Source organism: Mesorhizobium loti CJ3sym (genome assembly GCF_000472785.1).
Classification (GTDB): domain Bacteria; phylum Pseudomonadota; class Alphaproteobacteria; order Rhizobiales; family Rhizobiaceae; genus Mesorhizobium; species Mesorhizobium loti_E.
This window is the reverse complement of the sequence record NZ_AXAL01000002.1, coordinates 453036-471329: the sequence shown is the minus strand read 5'-3', so window position 1 is coordinate 471329 and position 18294 is coordinate 453036. Positions and strand designations below refer to the sequence as shown.

Here is an 18294-nt window from a genome sequence, read left to right as displayed (position 1 = left end):
TCGAGTGCCTTCGCCGAGGGTTATAGAAGCGCTCGATGTAATCGAACACATCCGCCCTGGCGTCATCCCTCGTCCTGTAGACCTTGCGCGCCGTGCGCTCGGTCTTAAGCGACGAGAAGAAGCTCTCCATCGCAGCATTATCCCAGACATTGCCCGACCTGCTCATTGAGCAGGTGATGCCGTGATCGGCCATGAGCCGCTGGAACTGCTCGCTCGTGTATTGCGATCCCTGGTCTGAGTGATGCAGCAGGCTGTCAGGCTTGCCCCTGCGCCAGATCGCCATGATCAGGGCGTCAGTGACGAGCTGCGCCGTCATCTCGGCCTTCATTGCCCAGCCGACGACACGCCGAGAGAACAGGTCGACGACAGCGGCAACGTAGAGCCAACCTTCCGCGGTCCAGATGTAGGTGAAGTCCGCGACCCACTTCTGGTTCGGCGCCGATGCCTCGAATGCGCGGTCGAGGAGATTGTCCGACACTGCGGCTCGCTGCCCGGTGTCCTTCGGCAGTCCACGGCGACGAGGCCGGGCCCGCAGACCATTCTCCCGCATCAGCCGCTCGACACGATGCAGCCCGCAGGAAAGACCCTCGGCCAGAACATCGTGCCACACACGACGCGCGCCATAGGTGCGGTCGCTGCTCTTGAAGCTTCGGTCGATGCGGGAAACGAGTATCTCGTCATGCCGGGAACGAGCGCTGGGACTGCGGTTGAGCCAGGCATGAAAGCCTGAGCGGGACACATCCAGCGCGTCGCATAGCCATGCCACCGGCCAGATGTTCCGGTGCCTCGCGATGAAAGCGAACCTCATGTCACTTCTCTCGCAAAGTAGGCTGCGGCCTTTTTTAGGATGTCGCGCTCCGCCTTGAGCTTGGCCACTTCCTTGCGCAGCCGGTCGATCTCCTGCTGCTCCGGCTTCATCTGCCCATGACCGGGGAAGGCATGCTGCGGATCAACGCTGGTCTCGCGGATCCATTTGCGCAGTACATTCTCATGGAGATCAAGATCACGGGCCGCCTGCGCCACCGCTACGCCCCGATCCTTCACTAGCCTCACTGCCTCAAGCTTGAACTCGCGGCTAAACTTCCTTCTCTGCATTTCCACTCTCCAGTTCCGTTAAACACCTTATCTCGGTGTCCACGAAACCGGCAGCAGGCCACGGGGCGGACTTCCGCCGTTGGGACGGCTCTACTGTTTCTGGAGCGGCTGGTAGCGCCGGAGCCATCGGTAAGGATTCGCGTACAGGGCGCTCTCTCAGCCAAGTGCCACGATTGCGGGCATGTATCGCATCCTCCTCGGCCTTCAACTCGACCAGGCGCGCAATAAGTGTCCCCTGCTCCGTCCCGATATCTTGCAAGCGTCGATATTCCGCGCCGTGCATCTTACCGCACCGGCGTTGCTGTAGTGCCTTGCGCAGTCGCCTCCGGGAATGCCGTATCGAACTGCTTTAGAGCAATCATGATGATGTCCACGTCGTGAAGCATCCCGGTCTTCCGGCGAAGGCGCGCAACCACTTCGCGCAGTTGCGGCCGGATCATTAGGTCCAGAACGATGCGGCGCTGCGGCTTCGACCCGTCGGGTTTGATTTTAGTGATGGTCATTATTCAGGCTTTCATTGTTGGTTTGCAGCGCGCGCTTGTAGCGGTCATGCGCTGCCTTCTCCCGCACTTCGGCGGCATTCAGCTCGTGCCGGAACGGGGAATTCTTGTTGGCATCCATAAAGGCGCGGTAGGACTCTGTGCGGACGTTTTCGGCGAATAGCCACTCGTCTCTGCGGCGTTGTAGCTCGTCCGCTTTCGTGGGTGGCGGTGAACCACCCACATTATGACGCGGATCTTCCATCCCTAGAAAGGGATTTCATCATCGAATGGCGCGCCTTCGGCCGCCTGCTTAGCGACGGGTGCCGCTCCTGCGACCGGGACGCCATTTAATGCCTTCCACTCCGGCGACTTCGCGATGATGTCACGGATACCATGCGGCAGGGCGTCGAACGTCGCCTGGTCGTACTCATCGAGCGAGAACGCGATAGGCTTGTTCACCGGCACCGGTGCCGTCAGATTCTTTTGCAGACGGTTGATGCCCTGAATCTTCACCTTGCCCTTCTTGTTCAAACCCATCTTGACCATGCAGGGCACCCCGAGCATTAGAGCCCAATCAAAACCATCAGCCTCGAACTCGGCAATCTGCTGCTCGGTGTAGGGTGTTCCACAACAGCTCTCCATATACTTCCGAAGCGTCGCTTCCTCATGGAATGAGGCGGTGAGCCACGCAGACACAAGGAACGGCTTGCTAGGGTCGATCTGGCCCAGCTCGTCAGTCATGAAACCGGAAGCGTCACTGTCCACGCTGTCGCCGTGAAGCTCGCAGCCGAGCATAAGCTGGCGCTTGTTGGACTTAATGCCCTCCCACTCCTGCTCTTGGGTTCCTAGGTCTATTACGCGGACACACACACCCGCGAAGGTTCCAGCTTGCGGGTCTTGGAAGCTCCCGCCGCTGCTGGTCATTTTCATTTTAGCCATTTGCGGCTCTTCCTCTTAGTTGATGTTCATCCCGCGACGCTCAAGCATCCCGGTGTCGGCTTCGATATTGTAGCCGCGCTTGCGGACGGCCTCGACCAGTGCTGCCGGGCTGCGTTCGGCGGACAGCCGGTCAATCAGGTCGACCAGCTCTCCCACATTCTCGTTCCAGCGCCTTTCGTTTGCACGGGCTTTAGCCTCCTGCATGATTGTCACCAGTGATGGCATCCCTTGTGTCTGCATGCCTTATTCCCTCCTATTGGTTATTGGGTATAAGCATGGTGAGGTATATTCGACACTATGGCAAGCAATACTTAAAATATATTTCGCGAAACCTATTTACACTATTATAAATACGGGTCAGCATCCTATTACTACCAACCAATAAGGAATAAAGACATGACCTATAACCCTATCAAACTACCCGATACGTGGCGCGACCGCTTGGCGGATTATGCCTGGGCAACCTGCGCTGGCCTGCTGCTGGCCGCGTTGGCGATTTAGTTAAACCAGTTCAATCAACACAAAGACGGAGACGTGAAATTTGATATTATGCACCGCTTCAATGGCGCGGTGGTTTTTGCAGCAGAGATTAATTGCGGAGACGATGCCAGCTATTCCCTCAAGCTAGGGATGGCAGTCCGCGCGGCGCTAGCCGCGAAGGCGAACCTGTCGAAGGCGGACCTGTCGTGGGCGGACCTGTCGAAGGCGGACCTGCGCTACATCAAACACGACATCTGGGGAATCCTGCTCAACGCCATCCCCGAAGTGCCGGCGCTCCGCAAATCGCTTATTGAAGGCAACGTGGATGGTTCGACCTACCACGGTCCTTGCGCGTGCCTGTGTGGCACTATCGCTAATGTGCGCGGCTGCAAATACCGCGACATGGGCGGAATCCAACCCAACTCAGACTCCCTAGCCGAGCGCTTCTTCCTGGCTATTCGTAAGGGGGATACGCCGACCAATAGCCAGCCCGCAAAGCTGGTTGTTGAGTGGATTGATGAGTTTATGGGCCTCATCGCTGCGGGCACCAAGGTGCGTCTCCAAGGGGAGGCAGGCCGATGAGACACGTTCTATCGATCTTGTTCATTGTCTCGGCAATGGTGAGTCTGACCATTATCGGCGTTGCATTGGCGATTAGCTTCTCCGACTCCCATTTCTGCGAAGGAGGCCGGTCATGAACCTCGGGCAATTCTTCGCTCTCCCCGGCTTCATGCTGGGCAAGCGCCCTCTCCCGCCTACCGAACATCAGATGGGCGTGCAGGCCCGTGTCATCGCTCACCTGGTCAAGCACGGGGTAATCGACGCCCGCACCGTGCTTCACATGGGCACGACCGACGCGCACAAGATGTTCACGCGGCTACGACGTCAGGGGTATCTCTACCGCGCCGACAATCTTCGCGGGCATTTCAAGGTGCCGAACCATTCCGGGCGCGGTCACTACCGGATGCATTACTGGACAGGCAAGAAGCCCGGCGAACGGCGGGCGGTTGTCCGTGGCCGGCTATAATTACGAAAGCAAAACACTGCCAGTCCACAGGCCTGACAGAAATGTGCCGACGTTAGCCATGGCCTTTTCGTACCATTTGCGCTTGGCGTCGTCAGAAGTCATCGCATGCAACGCCAGTAGGATGCCGCCAATGGCTAGCCCAATAATGCCGAAGACATAAAGTCTGTTCGCCGGTCTCAGATACCATGGGTCTGGCTGCGTCGCTGGCGGCAGCCGCTTCTTGGTCGCAGCTTCGGCCTTGGATATTAGGGATAACGTATCAGGCAGGAAGGTTTGCTCGTGGGTTTTCAGCATTTCCTGCGAACCAGACTTAAGGGCCTCCAGCTTCGCCGAAGCGTCCGTAAGCGTTCCCAGAAGCATGAACTTTGTTTTCTCATCAACGGTCTGATTTACCGTCAGCGCCTCAATACCGGTTCGCACATTGGTCAAACTCGCTATCACAGCCTCGGCCTGCCTATTAGCTTCCTCAACTTGGCCACTCAGATCTTCGATAACCGCCTGATTGTCCCTGAGGTCGGCAATCAATTCGCTCCGTGTCTGGGGCACTTGCGAAACCTGATATGCTCCCAGGAATGTCAGCGCCAGGCCTAATCCTAAAATCAACAGCGACCTGGCGAGCTGGCCACTGCCTGATGCTGGTTCCTGCTGGTAGACCGCCATTGCCCGTTCCCCCTCTGCAAATGACCGCGGAGGATGCCATGAGAAGGGATCAAGCGAAAGCCGCCCTCCTTCGCCAGATTGAAGGGATCCCCCGCTAGGTGCCGGAATATTGGAAACCCGTCGGACAGACGCCGAATATGTTCAGAGCGCCATAACGATCATTGGAGCGCTGAACTTCGTGGAATTTCTGTCGACCAGCGAGCGGCCGGCGACGTTCAGTAGACCTTCAGGAAAATCGTGTTGGGAAGCGCCTTTAGTCTCGAACATGCTCATTTTTTCGAGTAAACGACTGGTGCCAAGTCCGATGGGGGGCTGGCTTTACGATCGGGCGGTGGAAATCCATGGCGGACGATACCTTAGTGATCTTCTTTCAGAATCATCGACCATTGCCAGTGTCCGAGTTGGGAAAACTTCTTGAAGAACTTGGTGCCGATTACCGTCGGGCTACCGGGGGCGAATTAGTTATTGCCCGTCTTGAGACAGGATCGACCTGGATGCACCTGCAGGACGCGCTTAGTGCCTTGGGAGGTGGTGCAGAGGCGGTTTCATCTGTGCTTGCGGCAGGGGAGAAGCTGTCCTCATTCGCAAAGCAGGTGAAGAATTTTCTCAATTCCTCGAAACTGCCACCAACTGAAGGAGATGCGCACCAGCACCAATCGCCGGTGATGAAATCGGCCGAGAGGATGGTCAAGATATCAGCGGAGCAAGGGGCTGCCTTCGGACTGAAATACAGTCGCGATGATAAGGGAGAGAGCATCGAGATAAACCTCCAGCCCGGCCAAGCTTCAGTGATTAGGGAAAACATAAAGTTGCAGCGGGAGATGCGGAAGGATTCGACCGCCCTGCGCAGGATTACATCAACTCGGGCCGCCCAAATTGCGCCACCGACGGACGAAGCGCAGGCTGAAACCGAGATGTTTCCAGTGCCGCCGCTGGGTATCGACCAGAGTGATGAAGCAGTCCTGGCTTGGATCAAGGTTATAAAAGATATCGGCTACGCTCGCTTGTTGCCCTCAATTGCCAAAGATTTTGAAGCTCAGGGGAACCTTGATGTTGCCTCCATCATTCGGAAACATATCTCGGCGGACGATGGCACCCTCCGCCTAACCTAGGTCGGCGCAACGGTTACAGATCATGAAGAAGGCCCCGCTTGGGGCCTCTTTTCTATCAGGTATAGCGCTTATTGGAGGGCGGACTTCGAATTGAGGAAGTGCTCGGCGTCCGGTTGGCCTTGGCTTGGTTGTAGCCCATGTTTGCGACGCCAAAAATCAAGTCTCCGACGTTTGCGATAAAAACCATAGTATTCTCTTGCGATTGATTAAGTGGTTTAGCGTCTCGCTATTCCTTATTGGTGTCAAACGTAATTGTTGGCGGGTGGCTGCTTATGCCGTAGGGGTATAAGGGTGAATACCTCTGTTGGCCGCCCTCTCGTCACGCTCGAAGATTTAGCCCCTAATTGGCGCGACATCATGCACTCCATCTATGGTGAGGGTGGATGTGATGCTGAGGTGAAGGTTGCACTCGCCATTGAGCCAGCCCGCGCCATGAGCAATGGGTTATGGGACGATTTGCAAGAGCGCGAGCCCATATTTTCGGAAGCCGTAAAGGAAGGTCGCCAGCTTGCTGAAGCTTGGTGGGCTCAGGCTCGCAAGCGCGGCATCTTCATGGGCAAGGACTTTAACGCCACCACCTACATCTTCAGCATGAAAAACCGATTCCTGAACTGGCGCGACAAACAGGAAGTCGAGCATTCCGCTGATCAGAAGGCTCCTCCGACATTCCTGCTCAAAATCGATAACCGTTAGTCGCCATGCGTGGCAGCCTACGTTTACCAGCGTCCCAAGCTCTACAAGCTTCAATCTGAGGCGTTTTTCAACGACTTCCGCTACGCATGGATCGAAGGCTCCACCAAGTCCGGCAAAACCGTGTCGTGTATGGCATGGATTGTCGAGCAGGCAATCTTTCTAGGCAAAGAGGGGCGCGAGTTCTGGTGGATTGCGCCAATCTCCTCCGTGGCGGCCATCGCTTTCAACCGCATCAAGCGTGGCATTGATCCCTACTTTGTCCGTCGGATCATCTCCAGCAAGGGCGATGAGCATATCGTTCTCATTAATGGCGCCGTCATTCGCTTCAAGTCAGGCGAGAACGCGGACAGCCTCTATGGGGAGAATGTCTGGGCGGCGGTGATGGACGAAGCCAGCCGGATGCGGGTGGAGGCTTTCTATGCCATCCGCTCAACGCTCACCGCCACTCGCGGCAAGCTTCGCCTCATCGGGAACGTCAAAGGCCGCAAGAACTGGTTCTACATCGGCCGCCGCAAGGCAGAGGCTGGTGAACAGGGGCACATCTTCCGCAAAATCACGGCTCTAGATGCCGTCGCCGCCGGCGTCTTCCCCCAAGAGGAGCTTGATGACGCCCGCCGCGCCCTGCCCGATGCCGTCTTTCGCGAGCTGTATCTCTGCGAGCCGTCCGACGACGGTGGCAACCCGTTTGGGCTGTCGTTCATCCGCCAGAATATCGCACCGTTATCATACAGCGCACCGATCGTATTCGGCGGCGACTTGGCCAAGTCCGTCGACTGGACGGTGCTGCATGCTCTTGACGCCGCGGGCTTCACCACTTCGAACACTCGCTTTTAGAACGGGAATAGTTAGAACTCAGTGCGGCGGGTCCACTTGCAGCTCATACGAATATGCAAATCCCGGACATTGGTCATTTTGCCGGCGCGGCGACTATTGTTTAACGACGAAGCGCAACCTATTTCAGCTCCCCCACAAGCGAAGCGCCAAGTTACAGCTTTCTCAAAGCGGGCTAAAAACCTGTCCCTAATAGACTACCCCTCACCGCCTCTTAGAAGCTCTAGCCCACGACATATCTGAGGTAGAGTTTTAATTGGATCCCAAGGTGACGCTATGTGCGGTATACGCCCCTCTCTCGAAAGACACGCCATTTCCCAGTGTTTCTTGCCCAATTGGAATGTAGGGTGACGCGCTCACTCGCGATCTCCCAGCGTCAGGCGAGGGCATTATTGCGAGCTGCCGATGCTGAGCATGGCGTGGTCGAGGTCGAGATCGGCGGCACACGTTTCAGATTGATTCCTAAATGTCATGCGGAACCAGTCACGTCTCCACGCGAAATAGACGAAATTAGGCTTTGAACGACGTCATGCCGAAAAAACTCCCACCCTTCGTATCGCGCGAGCGCACTCGACACGGCAAGCTCGTTTTCTATTTTCGGAGGGATAAGGGGTCGCGCATCCGGCTGCCAATGCTCGGTCATTCCGACTTCCATCAGGCATACTCGGACGCACTTGCGGGCACAGCTCCGCAAAAGCGGGCCGTAGCGGGCGTCAACACCCTTAAATGGCTTGTCACGCGCTACCGAGAGACAAACGCCTACAGGTGCCTCTCCGAAGCGACGCGGCGCCAACGTGATAACATATTCAAAGGAGTTGTGGAGAAGGCTGGCCACCACTCATATCGGGCGATAACGCGAAAGGCGATCATCAACGGTCGAGAGGATCGGTCGAATACACCAGCACAGGCGAGGAACTTTCTTGACGCTATGCGTGGTTTATTCCGCTGGGCTTTGGATGCAGAGATCATTTCTCTCGATCCGACGGTTGGCGTTATGAACCCGAGCCGGCCAAAGGGTGGCGGCTTCGAAGCGTGGACCGAAGACGACGTTTCTGCATATGAGGAGCGGTGGCCTTCCGGAACAAAGGAACGCGTCTGGTTGCACGTCCTCCTTTACACCGGATTGCGTCGGGGCGACGCTGTGACAGTTGGACGTCAGCATGTTCGCAACGGCGTGGCCACACTGACGACCGAGAAAACTAACACTGAGGTCAATATTCCAATCCTGCCGGCCTTAGCCCAAACACTGGCGGAAGGTCCTACTGGGGATCTGGCATTCATCGTTGGAGAGAATGGACGACCGCTCACCAAAGAATCGTTCGGAAACATGTTCCGGGCAGCTTGCAATGCGGCTCGCGTGAAGAAGTCAGCGCATGGAGTTCGTAAGATCGGAGCCGTTAGGGCTGCCGAAGCAGGCGTGACCATGCGTGAACTCGAAGCTTTATTCGGTTGGACGGGAGGGACAATGGCTTCGCTCTATACCAAGACAGCCGACCGGAAGCGGCTCGCGAAACAGGCTTCAGAAAAGATCGAGAACGCCCAACGCCCGCACCAAATAGAGCTGGTGCGGGGAAATTCATAAAATTAGCAATGATTTCAATAGCCCGAAAACTAAATGGTGCGGTCGAGAAGACTCGAACTTCCACGGGTTGCCCCACAGCGACCTCAACGCTGCGCGTCTACCAATTCCGCCACGACCGCACGTGGTAGGAGCCGGAACCGACCGGCTCGCGGCGTGTAGCAAATCGTTTCCGGCGAAACAAGTGCGCGGCAAGCAATAATCTCAACCGATTGGCATAACGGTCCACAGGATTGGAATACGGCGCAGGAACTGGACGTTTTGAGCGATTGACGCCATATGGGAGGCAGATGCATGTCGCCCGAAAGTGCAAGCGGATCGCGGCGGCATAAGCGAAAAACGAAAAGCCATGCCAGAACGCAGCCAGATTGCCACGTCGTTCCTGCCGCTCCCCGGTTCGGCACCGGTCGAATGGCGGATCGAGCCTGATCTCACCGCCTATCCCGATGCGATCGCCTTCATGGAGACGCGCGCCGAGGCGATCCGCAGCGGGGCCGCCGGCGAAATGGTCTGGCTGGTCGAACATCCCCCGCTCTACACCGCCGGCACCAGTGCCCGCATCGAGGATTTGATCGAGCCTGACCGGTTTCCGGTCTTCGCGGCCGGACGCGGCGGCGAATACACCTATCATGGGCCGGGCCAGCGGGTTGCCTACGTCATGCTCGACCTGAAGCGGCGGCGCGAGGACGTGCGCGCTTTCGTCGCCGCGCTCGAACAGTGGATCATCGGCACGCTTGCTGCCTTCAACGTCCATGGCGAGCGCCGCGAGGACCGGGTTGGCGTCTGGGTGGTGCGGCCCGATCGCCCTGCCTTGCTGGACGGCTCGCCGGCGGAGGACAAGATCGCCGCAATAGGCATCAGGCTGCGGCGCTGGGTGAGCTTTCACGGCATCGCCATCAACGTCGAGCCGGAGCTCGCGCATTTCAGCGGTATCGTGCCCTGCGGCGTGCAGGACCACGGCATCACCAGCCTCGTCGACCTTGGCCTTCCCGTCGGCATGGCCGACCTTGATCTGGCGCTGAAATCCGCCTTCGAGGATGTTTTCGGCCCAGCCACGGCTTTGCCTGCCGAAGCAGCGCGCAAGGCCGGTTGAACCCTTGGAAGCAACTCAAATCAACTGCGATGCCGCCCACAGGACACCGCAGCCATGGATGGCGAACACCGCCAGCAACGCGCCAGCCATGGCGAAGCGGTCGACGGTGCGGATCGGCTTCAGCTCGTAACGCGGCTTTACCCCGCTGCCCATGGTCAGCAGGCTGAGGATTGAAAAGACCGCTCCTGTCGCGAGCAGAAAGCCGGAGGAGAAGCCGGCCTGCCAGCCCACCGCCAGGAAAGCCGAGAGCAGGAAGAATGAGGCCAGCGCCAACGCGATCGGCCCCGGGCAGATCTGGCGCAGCACCTGGCCGCCGTCGAACTTCCACACCGGCACCAGATTGGCGATGTTGAACAGGGCGACAAAGCCTGCCAGCGTCGCCAGCAGCACCGCCGCCAGCCGGTGTCCCTCCGCGCCTGCAAACGTGCTGGCGGCGATGGCGATCGGCACCAGGAAGGCGGAGAAACCTGCCCCCATCAGCGCCACGAAGGCCACTTCGAAACGGCTGTTGTAGGGCCGGCCGCCAATGGCGATGCCGCCAAGCAGCGGAATGAAGATCATCCGCGCCTTGCGGTGGCCCATCAAGCGGAAAGCCGCCATGTGGCCAAGCTCGTGCAGGGCCACGACCGAGGTCAGGATCGAGGCCAGTGCCAGCCCGCCGAGATGGAGGCCGAAGAACGGCCACAGGATCAATGCCGACAGCGCGGCAAAGCCAACCTGGCTCAGCGGATGCTCGAACCAGCCGCCCTTGCGGTACTGCCCTGTCACAGCCCAACGCTGCAGCTTGGACAACTCACGGCGCATGGCGAAGTACCGGAACACCAGGAAGGCAACGCCACGATAGCGGTCCGTCCGGCTGAGCGTCACCCGCGTGCCATTGCCTTCGGAGACGAGTTCGGTGGTTTCGCGATAGTCTTTCCAGAACGAGGCATCGAGCGCGGTGTCCTCGATGACGCGCATCGCGAATCGGCTGCCCTCGACAATGTCTTCGAACCGCGCCCGGCGCTCGATCGGCTTGCCGTCGCGGCCTTCCCACGACAGCATGATGCGGGCCTCGCTTTGCCCGTCCAGCGGCTGCGCCGACAGGATCTCACCGGCCCAGCCGGCATCGCTGCCAAGCGGCCACAGCGTCTGCCAGAGGCGCTGGCGGTCTGCGGTGATCACGCGGCTGGAGCTGACCGTGCGCAAACCGAGCGGCACGGTCATCAAGAGAAAGATCAGCCCGAGATTGCTGGCCACCAGAATGGCCGTGACGATGGGCGACACCTGGACGTTGCTCCCTGCCTTGGAGACGCACCCTAGCGTCGCTGCGGCAAGAAAGGCTTAACGGCAATACGGTCTCTTTGTCCGCCGGAAGCGAAGGCGGCGAGAGCCGCCAAATCACATGGCGCCGATCCAGATCGCCATGGAAATGAGGAATGTGCTCATGCAAACCAGCGAGATGACATCCTGAACCAGATCGGTCATAACTCTCTCCTGTTGTTGATATGTTCTTAATTTGTTCTAATTTTGTTTCAAAGTCAACGAGCGAAATCCGCCTGAGGACGGAATCTCCGGGCGATCAAATCGGCAGGGTTAAGAAAAGGTTGACGGCCCGACACCTATCAACAAGTCAGGGAACATGTCGGGCCAGGCTATCGTCCCGGAGCATTACGGATGAGCCTTTCGCGGTCCCTGGCGCGCTTCAAGCGTTACGGGTTCTTCACCAGTGGAAGCCATATTAACGCCTGCTTACACTCGATCTCAGCCGAGACAATAGTGGGCAAGCTGTACGACTACCGAGTGATGGACGTGGGGCAACACCAAGGCGCCAATCAGGCCGATCGCTGGCGAAAGCGCATGAGGCAAGGCCGCCGGTGGCGCCTATCGCGCAACTTTGTAACCTGGCTGCTCATCCTTGTGCTGATCGCGATCTCTTCCACCCTGATCGCACTTAAGGCCCATTGGCGGTTCTAACCCTGAGTGACTCTCGGAGAGACCAGAACCCCTACAGCGGCACAACCTTGCCGTCGGCGAGCGTGACACGCCGGTCCATGCGCGATGCCAGGTCGTGATTGTGGGTGGCGATCAGCGCGGCGAGTCCCGATTGCTTGACCAACGCGCTCAGCGCGTCGAAGACATAGGAAGCGGTGACCGGGTCGAGATTGCCGGTTGGCTCGTCGGCCAGAAGCACCAGCGGCGCATTGGCGACCGCGCGTGCAATGGCGACACGCTGCTGTTCGCCGCCGGAGAGTTCGGACGGCCGGTGCGACGCGCGCTTGCCGATCTGCATGTAGTCGAGCAATTGCGCCGCCCGCTCGGACGCTTCCTTGCGGCTCAACCCCTTGATCAGCTGCGGCATCATGATGTTTTCCAGCGCGGAAAACTCCGGCAGCAGATGATGGAACTGGTAGACGAAGCCGACATCGTTGCGGCGGATTGACGTACGCTCGTCGTCGGACAGCCGCCCGCAGGCCCGGCCCGACAGGATCACATCGCCGGCGTCGGGGCGTTCGAGCAGGCCGGCGGTATGCAGCAGCGTCGACTTGCCGGTACCAGACGGCGCCACCAGCGCCACCATCTCGCCGCGCTTCAGCGCAAAATCGGCGCCGTTGAGAATAGTGAGCTTGCGTGGCCCCTGGACATAGTGCCGCTCGACGCTCTTCAGTTCGATAATGACCTCGGCCACTACTCGTACCTCAAGGCTTCGACAGGATCGAGGCGGGCGGCCCGCCATGCCGGAAACACTGTCGCCAGGAAGGACAGGCCGAGCGCCATGATGACGACATAGGTGGTCTCGCGCGGATCCATCTTCGCCGGCAACTGGCTGAGGAAATAGAGTTCCGGGTTAAACAGCACCTTGCCGGTCATCCACGAGAAGAACTGGCGGATCGATTCGATGTTGGTGCAGATGACGACGCCGAGCAGCACGCCGGCCAGCGTGCCGGTGACGCCGATCGCAGCACCCGTCATCAGGAAGATGCGCAGGATGGCGCCGCGTGAGGCGCCCATGGTGCGCAGGATGGCGATGTCGTGCCCCTTGTCCTTCACCAGCATGATCAGTCCGGAAATGATGTTGAGCGCCGCCACCAGCACGATCAGCGTCAGGATCATGAACATGACGTTGCGCTCGACCTGGAGAGCCGAAAAGAAGGTCTCGTTGCGCTGGCGCCAGTCGACCATGTCGATCGGCCGCTGAGCTGCCTCTTCGACCTTCGGTTTCAGCGCGTCGACATCGTCGGGATTGTCGACATAGATCTCGATCGTCTGCGCGCGGCCATCCATGTTGAAATAGAGCTGCGCCTCGGAGAACGGCATGTAGACGATAGAAGTGTCATATTCCGACATGCCGACTTCGAAGATCGCCGCGATCTTGTAGCCCTTCATGCGCGGCGTCGTACCGATCGGCGTCACGTCGCCGTCGGGCGAGATCAGCGTGATGGTGTCGCCGAGCGTCAGGCCGAGATTCTCCGCCATGCGCTTGCCGATGGCGACGCCCTCGCCCGTATCGAAATCGGCGAGCGTGCCTTGCTTGATGTTGCTGGCGACAATGGCGATCTTGCCGAGATCATCGCCCCTGATGCCGCGCACCAGCGCGCCTGTGCCGCCGCCGACATTGCCTTGCGCCAGCACTTGGCCGTCGATCAGCGGAATGGCGTATTTGACGCCGGGCACGCCGTTGATGCGGCCGGCAACCTGGGCGTAGTCCTCAAGCGGCGAATCGAGCGGCTGCACGATCAAATGGCCGTTGACGCCGAGGATGCGCGTCAAAAGCTCGGCGCGGAACCCGTTCATCACGGCCATGACCACGATCAGCGTCGCCACCCCCAGCATGATGCCGAGGAAGGAGATCGAGGCGATGACGGAAATTACCGTCTCCTTGCGCCGCGAGCGCAGATAGCGCCACGCCACCATGCGTTCGAAGATGGAGAACGGGCCGGCGCCCGCCGATCTTGTCGCAGCCGCGTCGATCATGCGGCAGCACCGAAGCGCTTTTTCGCGTCGGCCAGCGGCAGCGTTTCGCGCTCGCCGGTCTTGCGATTCTTGATCTCGATTTCGCCGGCCGCAACACCGCGCGGCCCCACGATCACTTGCCAGGGCAGGCCGATCAGGTCGGCGGTGGCGAACTTGCCACCCGGCCGCTGATCGGTGTCGTCGTAAAGCACATCCTTGCCGGCAGCAGTGAAGGCGGCATAGAGTTCGTCACAGACGCGGTCGCAATCGGCGTCGCCCACCTTCATGTTGATCAGGCCGATGTCGAACGGCGCCACGCTGTCCGGCCAGATGATGCCGTTCTCGTCATGGCTGGCTTCGATGATCGCCGCGACAAGCCGCGACGGGCCGATGCCGTAGGAACCACCGGAGACGAAATGATCCTTGCCGTCGGGCCCGGTCACCTTGGCGCCCATGGGCTTGGAATATTTGTCACCGAAATGGAAGATGTGGCCAACCTCGATGCCCCGCGCCGAGACACGGTCCGCTTCGCCGAGCTTGTCCCACGCCGCCTCGTCATGCATTTCGTCGGTGGCGGCGTAAGGCGTCGTCCACGTCTTGACGATGTCCGATATCTCGGCGTCATTGGCGAAGTCGGTGTTTTCACCGGGCACCTGGAGCGACAGATAATCGCGATTACAATAGACTTGGCTTTCGCCGGTGTCGGCCAGGATGATGAATTCATGGCTGAGATCGCCGCCGATCGGCCCGGTGTCGGCCCGCATCGGGATCGCCTGCAGGCCCATGCGCGTGAAAGTCCTGAGATAGGACACGAACATCCTGTTATAGGCGGCTCTCGCGCCTTCGAAATCGAGGTCGAAGGAATAGGCGTCCTTCATCAGGAATTCTCGGCTGCGCATCACGCCGAAGCGCGGCCGAACCTCGTCACGGAATTTCCACTGGATGTGGTAGAGGTTGAGCGGCAGATCCTTGTAGGATTTGACGTAAGCGCGGACGATTTCGGTGACCACTTCCTCATTGGTCGGACCGTAGAGCATGTCGCGATCCTGGCGATCCTTGATGCGCAGCATCTCCTTGCCATAGTCGTCATAGCGGCCGCTTTCGCGCCACAGATCGGCCGATTGGATGGTCGGCATCAGGATTTCCAGCGCGCCGGCGCGGTTCTGCTCCTCGCGGATGATCTGGCAGACCTTGTCGAGCACGCGCTTGCCGAGTGGCAGCCAGGAGAAACTGCCCTGCCCCTGCTGGCGGATCATGCCGGCACGCAGCATCAGCCGGTGCGAGACGATCTCGGCCTCGCGCGGATTTTCTTTGAGGATGGGCAGGAAATAGCGCGACAAACGCATGGACTGGTCCGTGAATGAGGAACGGCCACGCCAGAATCGGCGCGACACAGGCTTGCTTGACCCGGCTTCATAGCCATTTCATGGCGCAATGGGAACCCGGCCATGGCGGCACATTGACGCCGTCATGCCCGCAATCCCTGAGTTCCCGGATCATATCGAGCCGGCTTGCTTGCACCGAAAAGCCGTGGGACGCTGTCGGCTTGGGGTGGATTGGGGCATTGCGGTTTTTCCTGGCAGTCATCCTGACGGTGTTTTTCGTCTCGGCGGCACACGCCGAGCGGCGGGTCGCGCTGATTATCGCGGCCGACGAGTATCGCAATGTGCGTCCCCTGAAGAACGCGGTGAACGACAGCCGCACGATCGAAGCCGCGCTGCAAAAACTCGGCTTCGACGTCACCACCGAAGCGAACCGCGACCTGAAACGCATGCGCCGCGCCCTGGAGGATTTTCGCAACGATGCCGCCGGCGCCGATGTCGCGCTGGTCTATTTTTCCGGCCATGGCGTCGAGATCGCGGGCGACAACCGCCTTCTGCCGGTCGATGCCGATCCGTCTTCGCTGGACCGATTGAAGGCCACAACCCTTCCACTCGAAGAGGTGCGCGAGACGGTGACCGCGGTCGGCAAGATCGGCCTCGTGGTGCTCGACGCTTGCCGCAACGATCCTTTTGGCCAATCCGGGGGAAGCCAGTCTGGAGACGGCGAATCTGGCGAAGGACGCGGCGTGGTATCCATCGCGCCGGAGGTGAAAGCCCAGGCCAAGCCGGGGCTCGGACGCATGGGTGCTGCCGAAAACGTGCTGTTCGCCTTCTCCGCGGCGCTCGGACAGACGGCGTCTGACGGCACATCCGGCAACTCCGAATTCTCAGCCGCATTGGCCAGGTTCCTGCCCACGGACGGGCTGGAAATACGCTCCGTGCTGACCCTGGTGCAGCAGCAGGTCTACGATCTGTCGCGCGGCAAGCAGCTTCCCTATGTCGAGAGCGGGTTGCCCCGGCTTTTCTTCGCCGCGCAGGCCAGCAAGGATGACCTGCCCGAGCGCGATCGGCTGCTGCTCGCCATGGCCGATGTCACGCCGGACCTGCGCGTCGAGGTCGAGACGGTGGCGGCCCACGCCGACATGCCGCTGGCGCCGCTATACGCCGCGCTCATCACCTCCGATGGCAAGGCGATGGCGCCAGGGCAGCGCCGGCAGAAACTCCAGGAAGCGGCCGACGCTTTCATCAAGGTGCAGGCCGATCTGCGCAACTTCGCCTCCTCCGACCCGCAGGTGACGGCGCTGCGCCAACAGGCCGAGGCGCAATTGGCACTCGGCTCGTTCGACGAGGCACGCGCACTGCTTGGCAAGGCGGCTAATATCGACGGCAAGTCGCGCGACGATCTGAAAAGCCGCTTCATCGAGCGCACGCTGTCGGAGGCAACGACGCACTATTTAGCCGGCGGCGCCTCGCAGGCGCAATTGCGCTACGACCTCGCCATCGAGGACTACCGCAAGGCTGTGGCGCTCTATGCTGACGTCGAGAGTTTCCAGATACCGGACGACGCGCGCTACCAGCAGACATTGTCCTGGGAACTGATCGGCACGCTGGAAACGACCGTCGGCCATTTGCAGGAAGCCGGCAAAGCCTATGATTCGATGGTCCGGTCCGCTGAGAAACGCGCGGCCGCCGAGCCTGACAAGATCGACCACCAGCGCGACCTTGCCGTGGCGCAAAACAAGGTGGCCGACGTCAAGAAGGCGATGGGCGATACCGCCGGCGCGATCGCGCTTTACCAGCAGGCTCTCGCCACGATGAAGGCGATCCTCAAAAAGGAGCCCACGTTTGGCTATCTGCGCGACTACGCTGTCTGTTTCAACCGCATCGGCGACGCCATGCGGGTTGCGGGCGACGGACCCGGCGCGCTGGCGAATTACCGCTCTGCGCTCAAGGTGGCCGAGTTCCTGGTCGAACAAGCGCCTGACAATGACGGCTTTCGGCGCGACCTTTCGGTCAGCCATTCAAAGGTCGGACTGGCGCTCCGGCTGACCAACGACCTGGAAGGCTCGATAGCCGAATATGACGTATCCTTGCAGATCACCGAGGCGCTGGCAAAGAAGCTGCCTGATGACACCGAACTGCAGCGTGACATCACCGTCAGCCTCACCGCTATCGGCGACCTGCAGCGGCTGACGGGGCACAACGAAAAGGCTTTCGAACCCTACCAGCGCAGCGTCGATATCGCGCAAAAGCTGGTGGCGCGGGATCCCGGCAACACACTATGGCGGCGTGACCTCGAACTTGCGCTGGGCAAGATATCCGACGCCCGCGCCGAGGCCGGAGATGTTGATGGAGCGCTCGCCGACCGCCGTTCGGCGCAAGCCATTGCGGAATATTTGGCCGAGCTCGACCACGACAATGCCGAATGGCAGCGCGACCTTTCGGTCGGCCACAACCGCATCGGCGATATGCTGATGAGCAAGGGCGACAAGACCGGCGCGGCTGCCGAGTACCAGGCCGGTTTCGTGATCGCCAGCACGCAGTTGCAAGCCGACCCGGGCAATGCGCAGCGCACGGTCGATGCCGCCTTCAGCCGCTACAAGCTTGCCGTGGCTGGCGTTGACCCTTCGACAAATTTCAAGGCCGCGCTGGCCGCGTTGACGGACCTGAAATCGCAAGGACGGCTGCCGGGGGCCAACGAGGTCTGGGTCGGCATGGTCGAAAAGGCAATGGCGGAGGCCGGCGTCGCCAAATAGCATTCAGCCGATTGTGTGGAGGAGGCCGAATGTCTTCTGATTTGGCCGCGAATTCTTTGCGCGCGTCAATTCAGGACATGCCGCAAAAGCCTGCTGGTTGTTTCGAAAGCAAAGCATGCCATTCTATTGTGCAGTGCAGCACGAGAATGCCTGTTTCGAGGCAAAATTCTTCGTGACATTTTCATTCGGCTTAGGCTAGTGTGCCGCGATAACCGAGAGGGTTGAGAAAAATCAGCTCTCCTACGCGGTCAAAGTCTTGGGAGGATGCGATCTAGGCGCGGTTACTCGCTGC

19 protein-coding genes and 1 tRNA gene are annotated in these 18294 nt (G+C 59.7%); 9 read left to right on the top strand and 11 right to left on the bottom strand.

The window, feature by feature from the left end; all coding sequences use genetic code 11:
* The 5 genes from A3A9_RS0106900 to A3A9_RS0106875 all read right to left on the bottom strand — a co-directional run.
* Positions 1–1095 (bottom strand): IS3 family transposase gene (locus tag A3A9_RS0106900; RefSeq protein ID WP_152536079.1). Its coding sequence is split into 2 segments (ribosomal slippage), with 1096 coding nucleotides annotated over them: positions 1–846 and positions 846–1095; the frame shifts between segments, so codons are not numbered across the junction. This gene is flagged as partial in the annotation.
* Positions 1096–1379: 284 nt separating this feature from the next.
* The gene (locus tag A3A9_RS0106890) at positions 1380–1598 is read right to left on the bottom strand and encodes a hypothetical protein (protein WP_027058115.1); all 219 of its coding nucleotides are present in this window, start codon (positions 1596–1598) and stop codon (positions 1380–1382) included.
* The gene (locus A3A9_RS43880) at positions 1585–1839 is read right to left on the bottom strand and encodes a hypothetical protein (RefSeq protein ID WP_152536078.1); all 255 of its coding nucleotides are present in this window, start codon (positions 1837–1839) and stop codon (positions 1585–1587) included. The genes A3A9_RS0106890 and A3A9_RS43880 overlap by 14 nt, the downstream gene beginning before the upstream one ends.
* 2 nt (positions 1840–1841) lie before the next feature.
* On the bottom strand, positions 1842–2516 hold the full coding sequence (locus tag A3A9_RS0106880; protein ID WP_027058114.1) for a phage replication initiation protein, NGO0469 family: 675 nt from the start codon (positions 2514–2516) through the stop codon (positions 1842–1844).
* Between the two features lie 15 nt (positions 2517–2531).
* On the bottom strand, positions 2532–2756 hold the full coding sequence (locus A3A9_RS0106875) for a hypothetical protein (protein WP_152536077.1): 225 nt from the start codon (positions 2754–2756) through the stop codon (positions 2532–2534).
* Between the two features lie 294 nt (positions 2757–3050).
* On the opposite strand from A3A9_RS0106875, the gene A3A9_RS38410 reads away from it, so the two are divergent.
* Positions 3051–3578 carry a pentapeptide repeat-containing protein gene (locus A3A9_RS38410; RefSeq protein WP_152536076.1) on the top strand — a complete coding sequence of 176 codons (528 nt, stop codon included), beginning with the start codon at positions 3051–3053 and terminating at the stop codon, positions 3576–3578.
* A gap of 112 nt (positions 3579–3690) precedes the next feature.
* Positions 3691–4023 (top strand): hypothetical protein, encoded by a 333-nt coding sequence (locus tag A3A9_RS0106865; protein WP_027058112.1) that lies wholly within the window; start codon positions 3691–3693, stop codon positions 4021–4023.
* Here the strand turns inward: A3A9_RS0106865 and A3A9_RS0106860 are convergent, their stop codons facing one another.
* Positions 4024–4683 carry a hypothetical protein gene (locus A3A9_RS0106860; protein WP_027058111.1) on the bottom strand — a complete coding sequence of 220 codons (660 nt, stop codon included), beginning with the start codon at positions 4681–4683 and terminating at the stop codon, positions 4024–4026.
* A 341-nt stretch (positions 4684–5024) separates the two neighbouring features.
* Between A3A9_RS0106860 and A3A9_RS38405 the strand changes: the two genes are divergently transcribed.
* From A3A9_RS38405 to A3A9_RS38395, 4 genes are all read left to right on the top strand, one after another.
* Positions 5025–5795 carry a hypothetical protein gene (locus A3A9_RS38405; RefSeq protein WP_027058110.1) on the top strand — a complete coding sequence of 257 codons (771 nt, stop codon included), beginning with the start codon at positions 5025–5027 and terminating at the stop codon, positions 5793–5795.
* A 291-nt stretch (positions 5796–6086) separates the two neighbouring features.
* Positions 6087–6488, top strand: coding sequence for a hypothetical protein (locus tag A3A9_RS0106845; RefSeq protein WP_152536075.1), 402 nt, complete (start codon positions 6087–6089; stop codon positions 6486–6488).
* A gap of 9 nt (positions 6489–6497) precedes the next feature.
* On the top strand, positions 6498–7322 hold the full coding sequence (locus tag A3A9_RS38400; RefSeq protein ID WP_051370792.1) for a terminase large subunit domain-containing protein: 825 nt from the start codon (positions 6498–6500) through the stop codon (positions 7320–7322).
* Positions 7323–7836: 514 nt separating this feature from the next.
* Positions 7837–8901: a tyrosine-type recombinase/integrase gene (locus A3A9_RS38395; protein ID WP_051370790.1), complete on the top strand. Its 1065-nt coding sequence runs from the start codon at positions 7837–7839 to the stop codon at positions 8899–8901.
* Positions 8902–8935: 34 nt separating this feature from the next.
* Here A3A9_RS38395 and A3A9_RS0106830 read toward each other — a convergent pair.
* Positions 8936–9020, bottom strand: a tRNA-Leu gene (locus A3A9_RS0106830).
* 227 nt (positions 9021–9247) lie between these two features.
* Here A3A9_RS0106830 and lipB point away from each other — a divergent pair.
* Positions 9248–9991, top strand: coding sequence for a lipoyl(octanoyl) transferase LipB (gene lipB, locus A3A9_RS0106825; protein ID WP_027058108.1), 744 nt, complete (start codon positions 9248–9250; stop codon positions 9989–9991).
* 15 nt (positions 9992–10006) lie between these two features.
* On the opposite strand, the gene A3A9_RS0106820 is transcribed toward lipB, so the two are convergent.
* Positions 10007–11257 carry a peptidase M50 gene (locus A3A9_RS0106820; RefSeq protein ID WP_027058107.1) on the bottom strand — a complete coding sequence of 417 codons (1251 nt, stop codon included), beginning with the start codon at positions 11255–11257 and terminating at the stop codon, positions 10007–10009.
* Positions 11258–11647: 390 nt separating this feature from the next.
* Here A3A9_RS0106820 and A3A9_RS0106810 point away from each other — a divergent pair, with 390 nt between their 5' ends.
* A complete protein-coding gene (locus tag A3A9_RS0106810) occupies positions 11648–11947 on the top strand; it encodes a hypothetical protein (RefSeq protein ID WP_027058106.1) in 300 nt (99 codons plus the stop codon).
* A gap of 31 nt (positions 11948–11978) precedes the next feature.
* On the opposite strand, the gene A3A9_RS0106805 is transcribed toward A3A9_RS0106810, so the two are convergent.
* From A3A9_RS0106805 to proS, 3 genes are read right to left on the bottom strand one after another with little or no spacing between them, the layout of a single operon-like run.
* Positions 11979–12707 carry an ABC transporter ATP-binding protein gene (locus A3A9_RS0106805; RefSeq protein WP_202596352.1) on the bottom strand — a complete coding sequence of 243 codons (729 nt, stop codon included), beginning with the start codon at positions 12705–12707 and terminating at the stop codon, positions 11979–11981.
* Entirely contained in the window at positions 12659–13945 is a 1287-nt protein-coding gene (locus A3A9_RS0106800) for a lipoprotein-releasing ABC transporter permease subunit (protein WP_027058105.1), read from the bottom strand. Before A3A9_RS0106800 ends, A3A9_RS0106805 begins: the two co-directional genes overlap by 49 nt.
* Positions 13942–15270, bottom strand: coding sequence for a proline--tRNA ligase (gene proS, locus A3A9_RS0106795; protein ID WP_027058104.1), 1329 nt, complete (start codon positions 15268–15270; stop codon positions 13942–13944). Before proS ends, A3A9_RS0106800 begins: the two co-directional genes overlap by 4 nt.
* A gap of 218 nt (positions 15271–15488) precedes the next feature.
* On the opposite strand from proS, the gene A3A9_RS38390 reads away from it, so the two are divergent.
* Entirely contained in the window at positions 15489–18002 is a 2514-nt protein-coding gene (locus tag A3A9_RS38390; protein ID WP_051370788.1) for a caspase family protein, read from the top strand.
* The last annotated feature ends 292 nt before the right edge of the window (positions 18003–18294 follow it).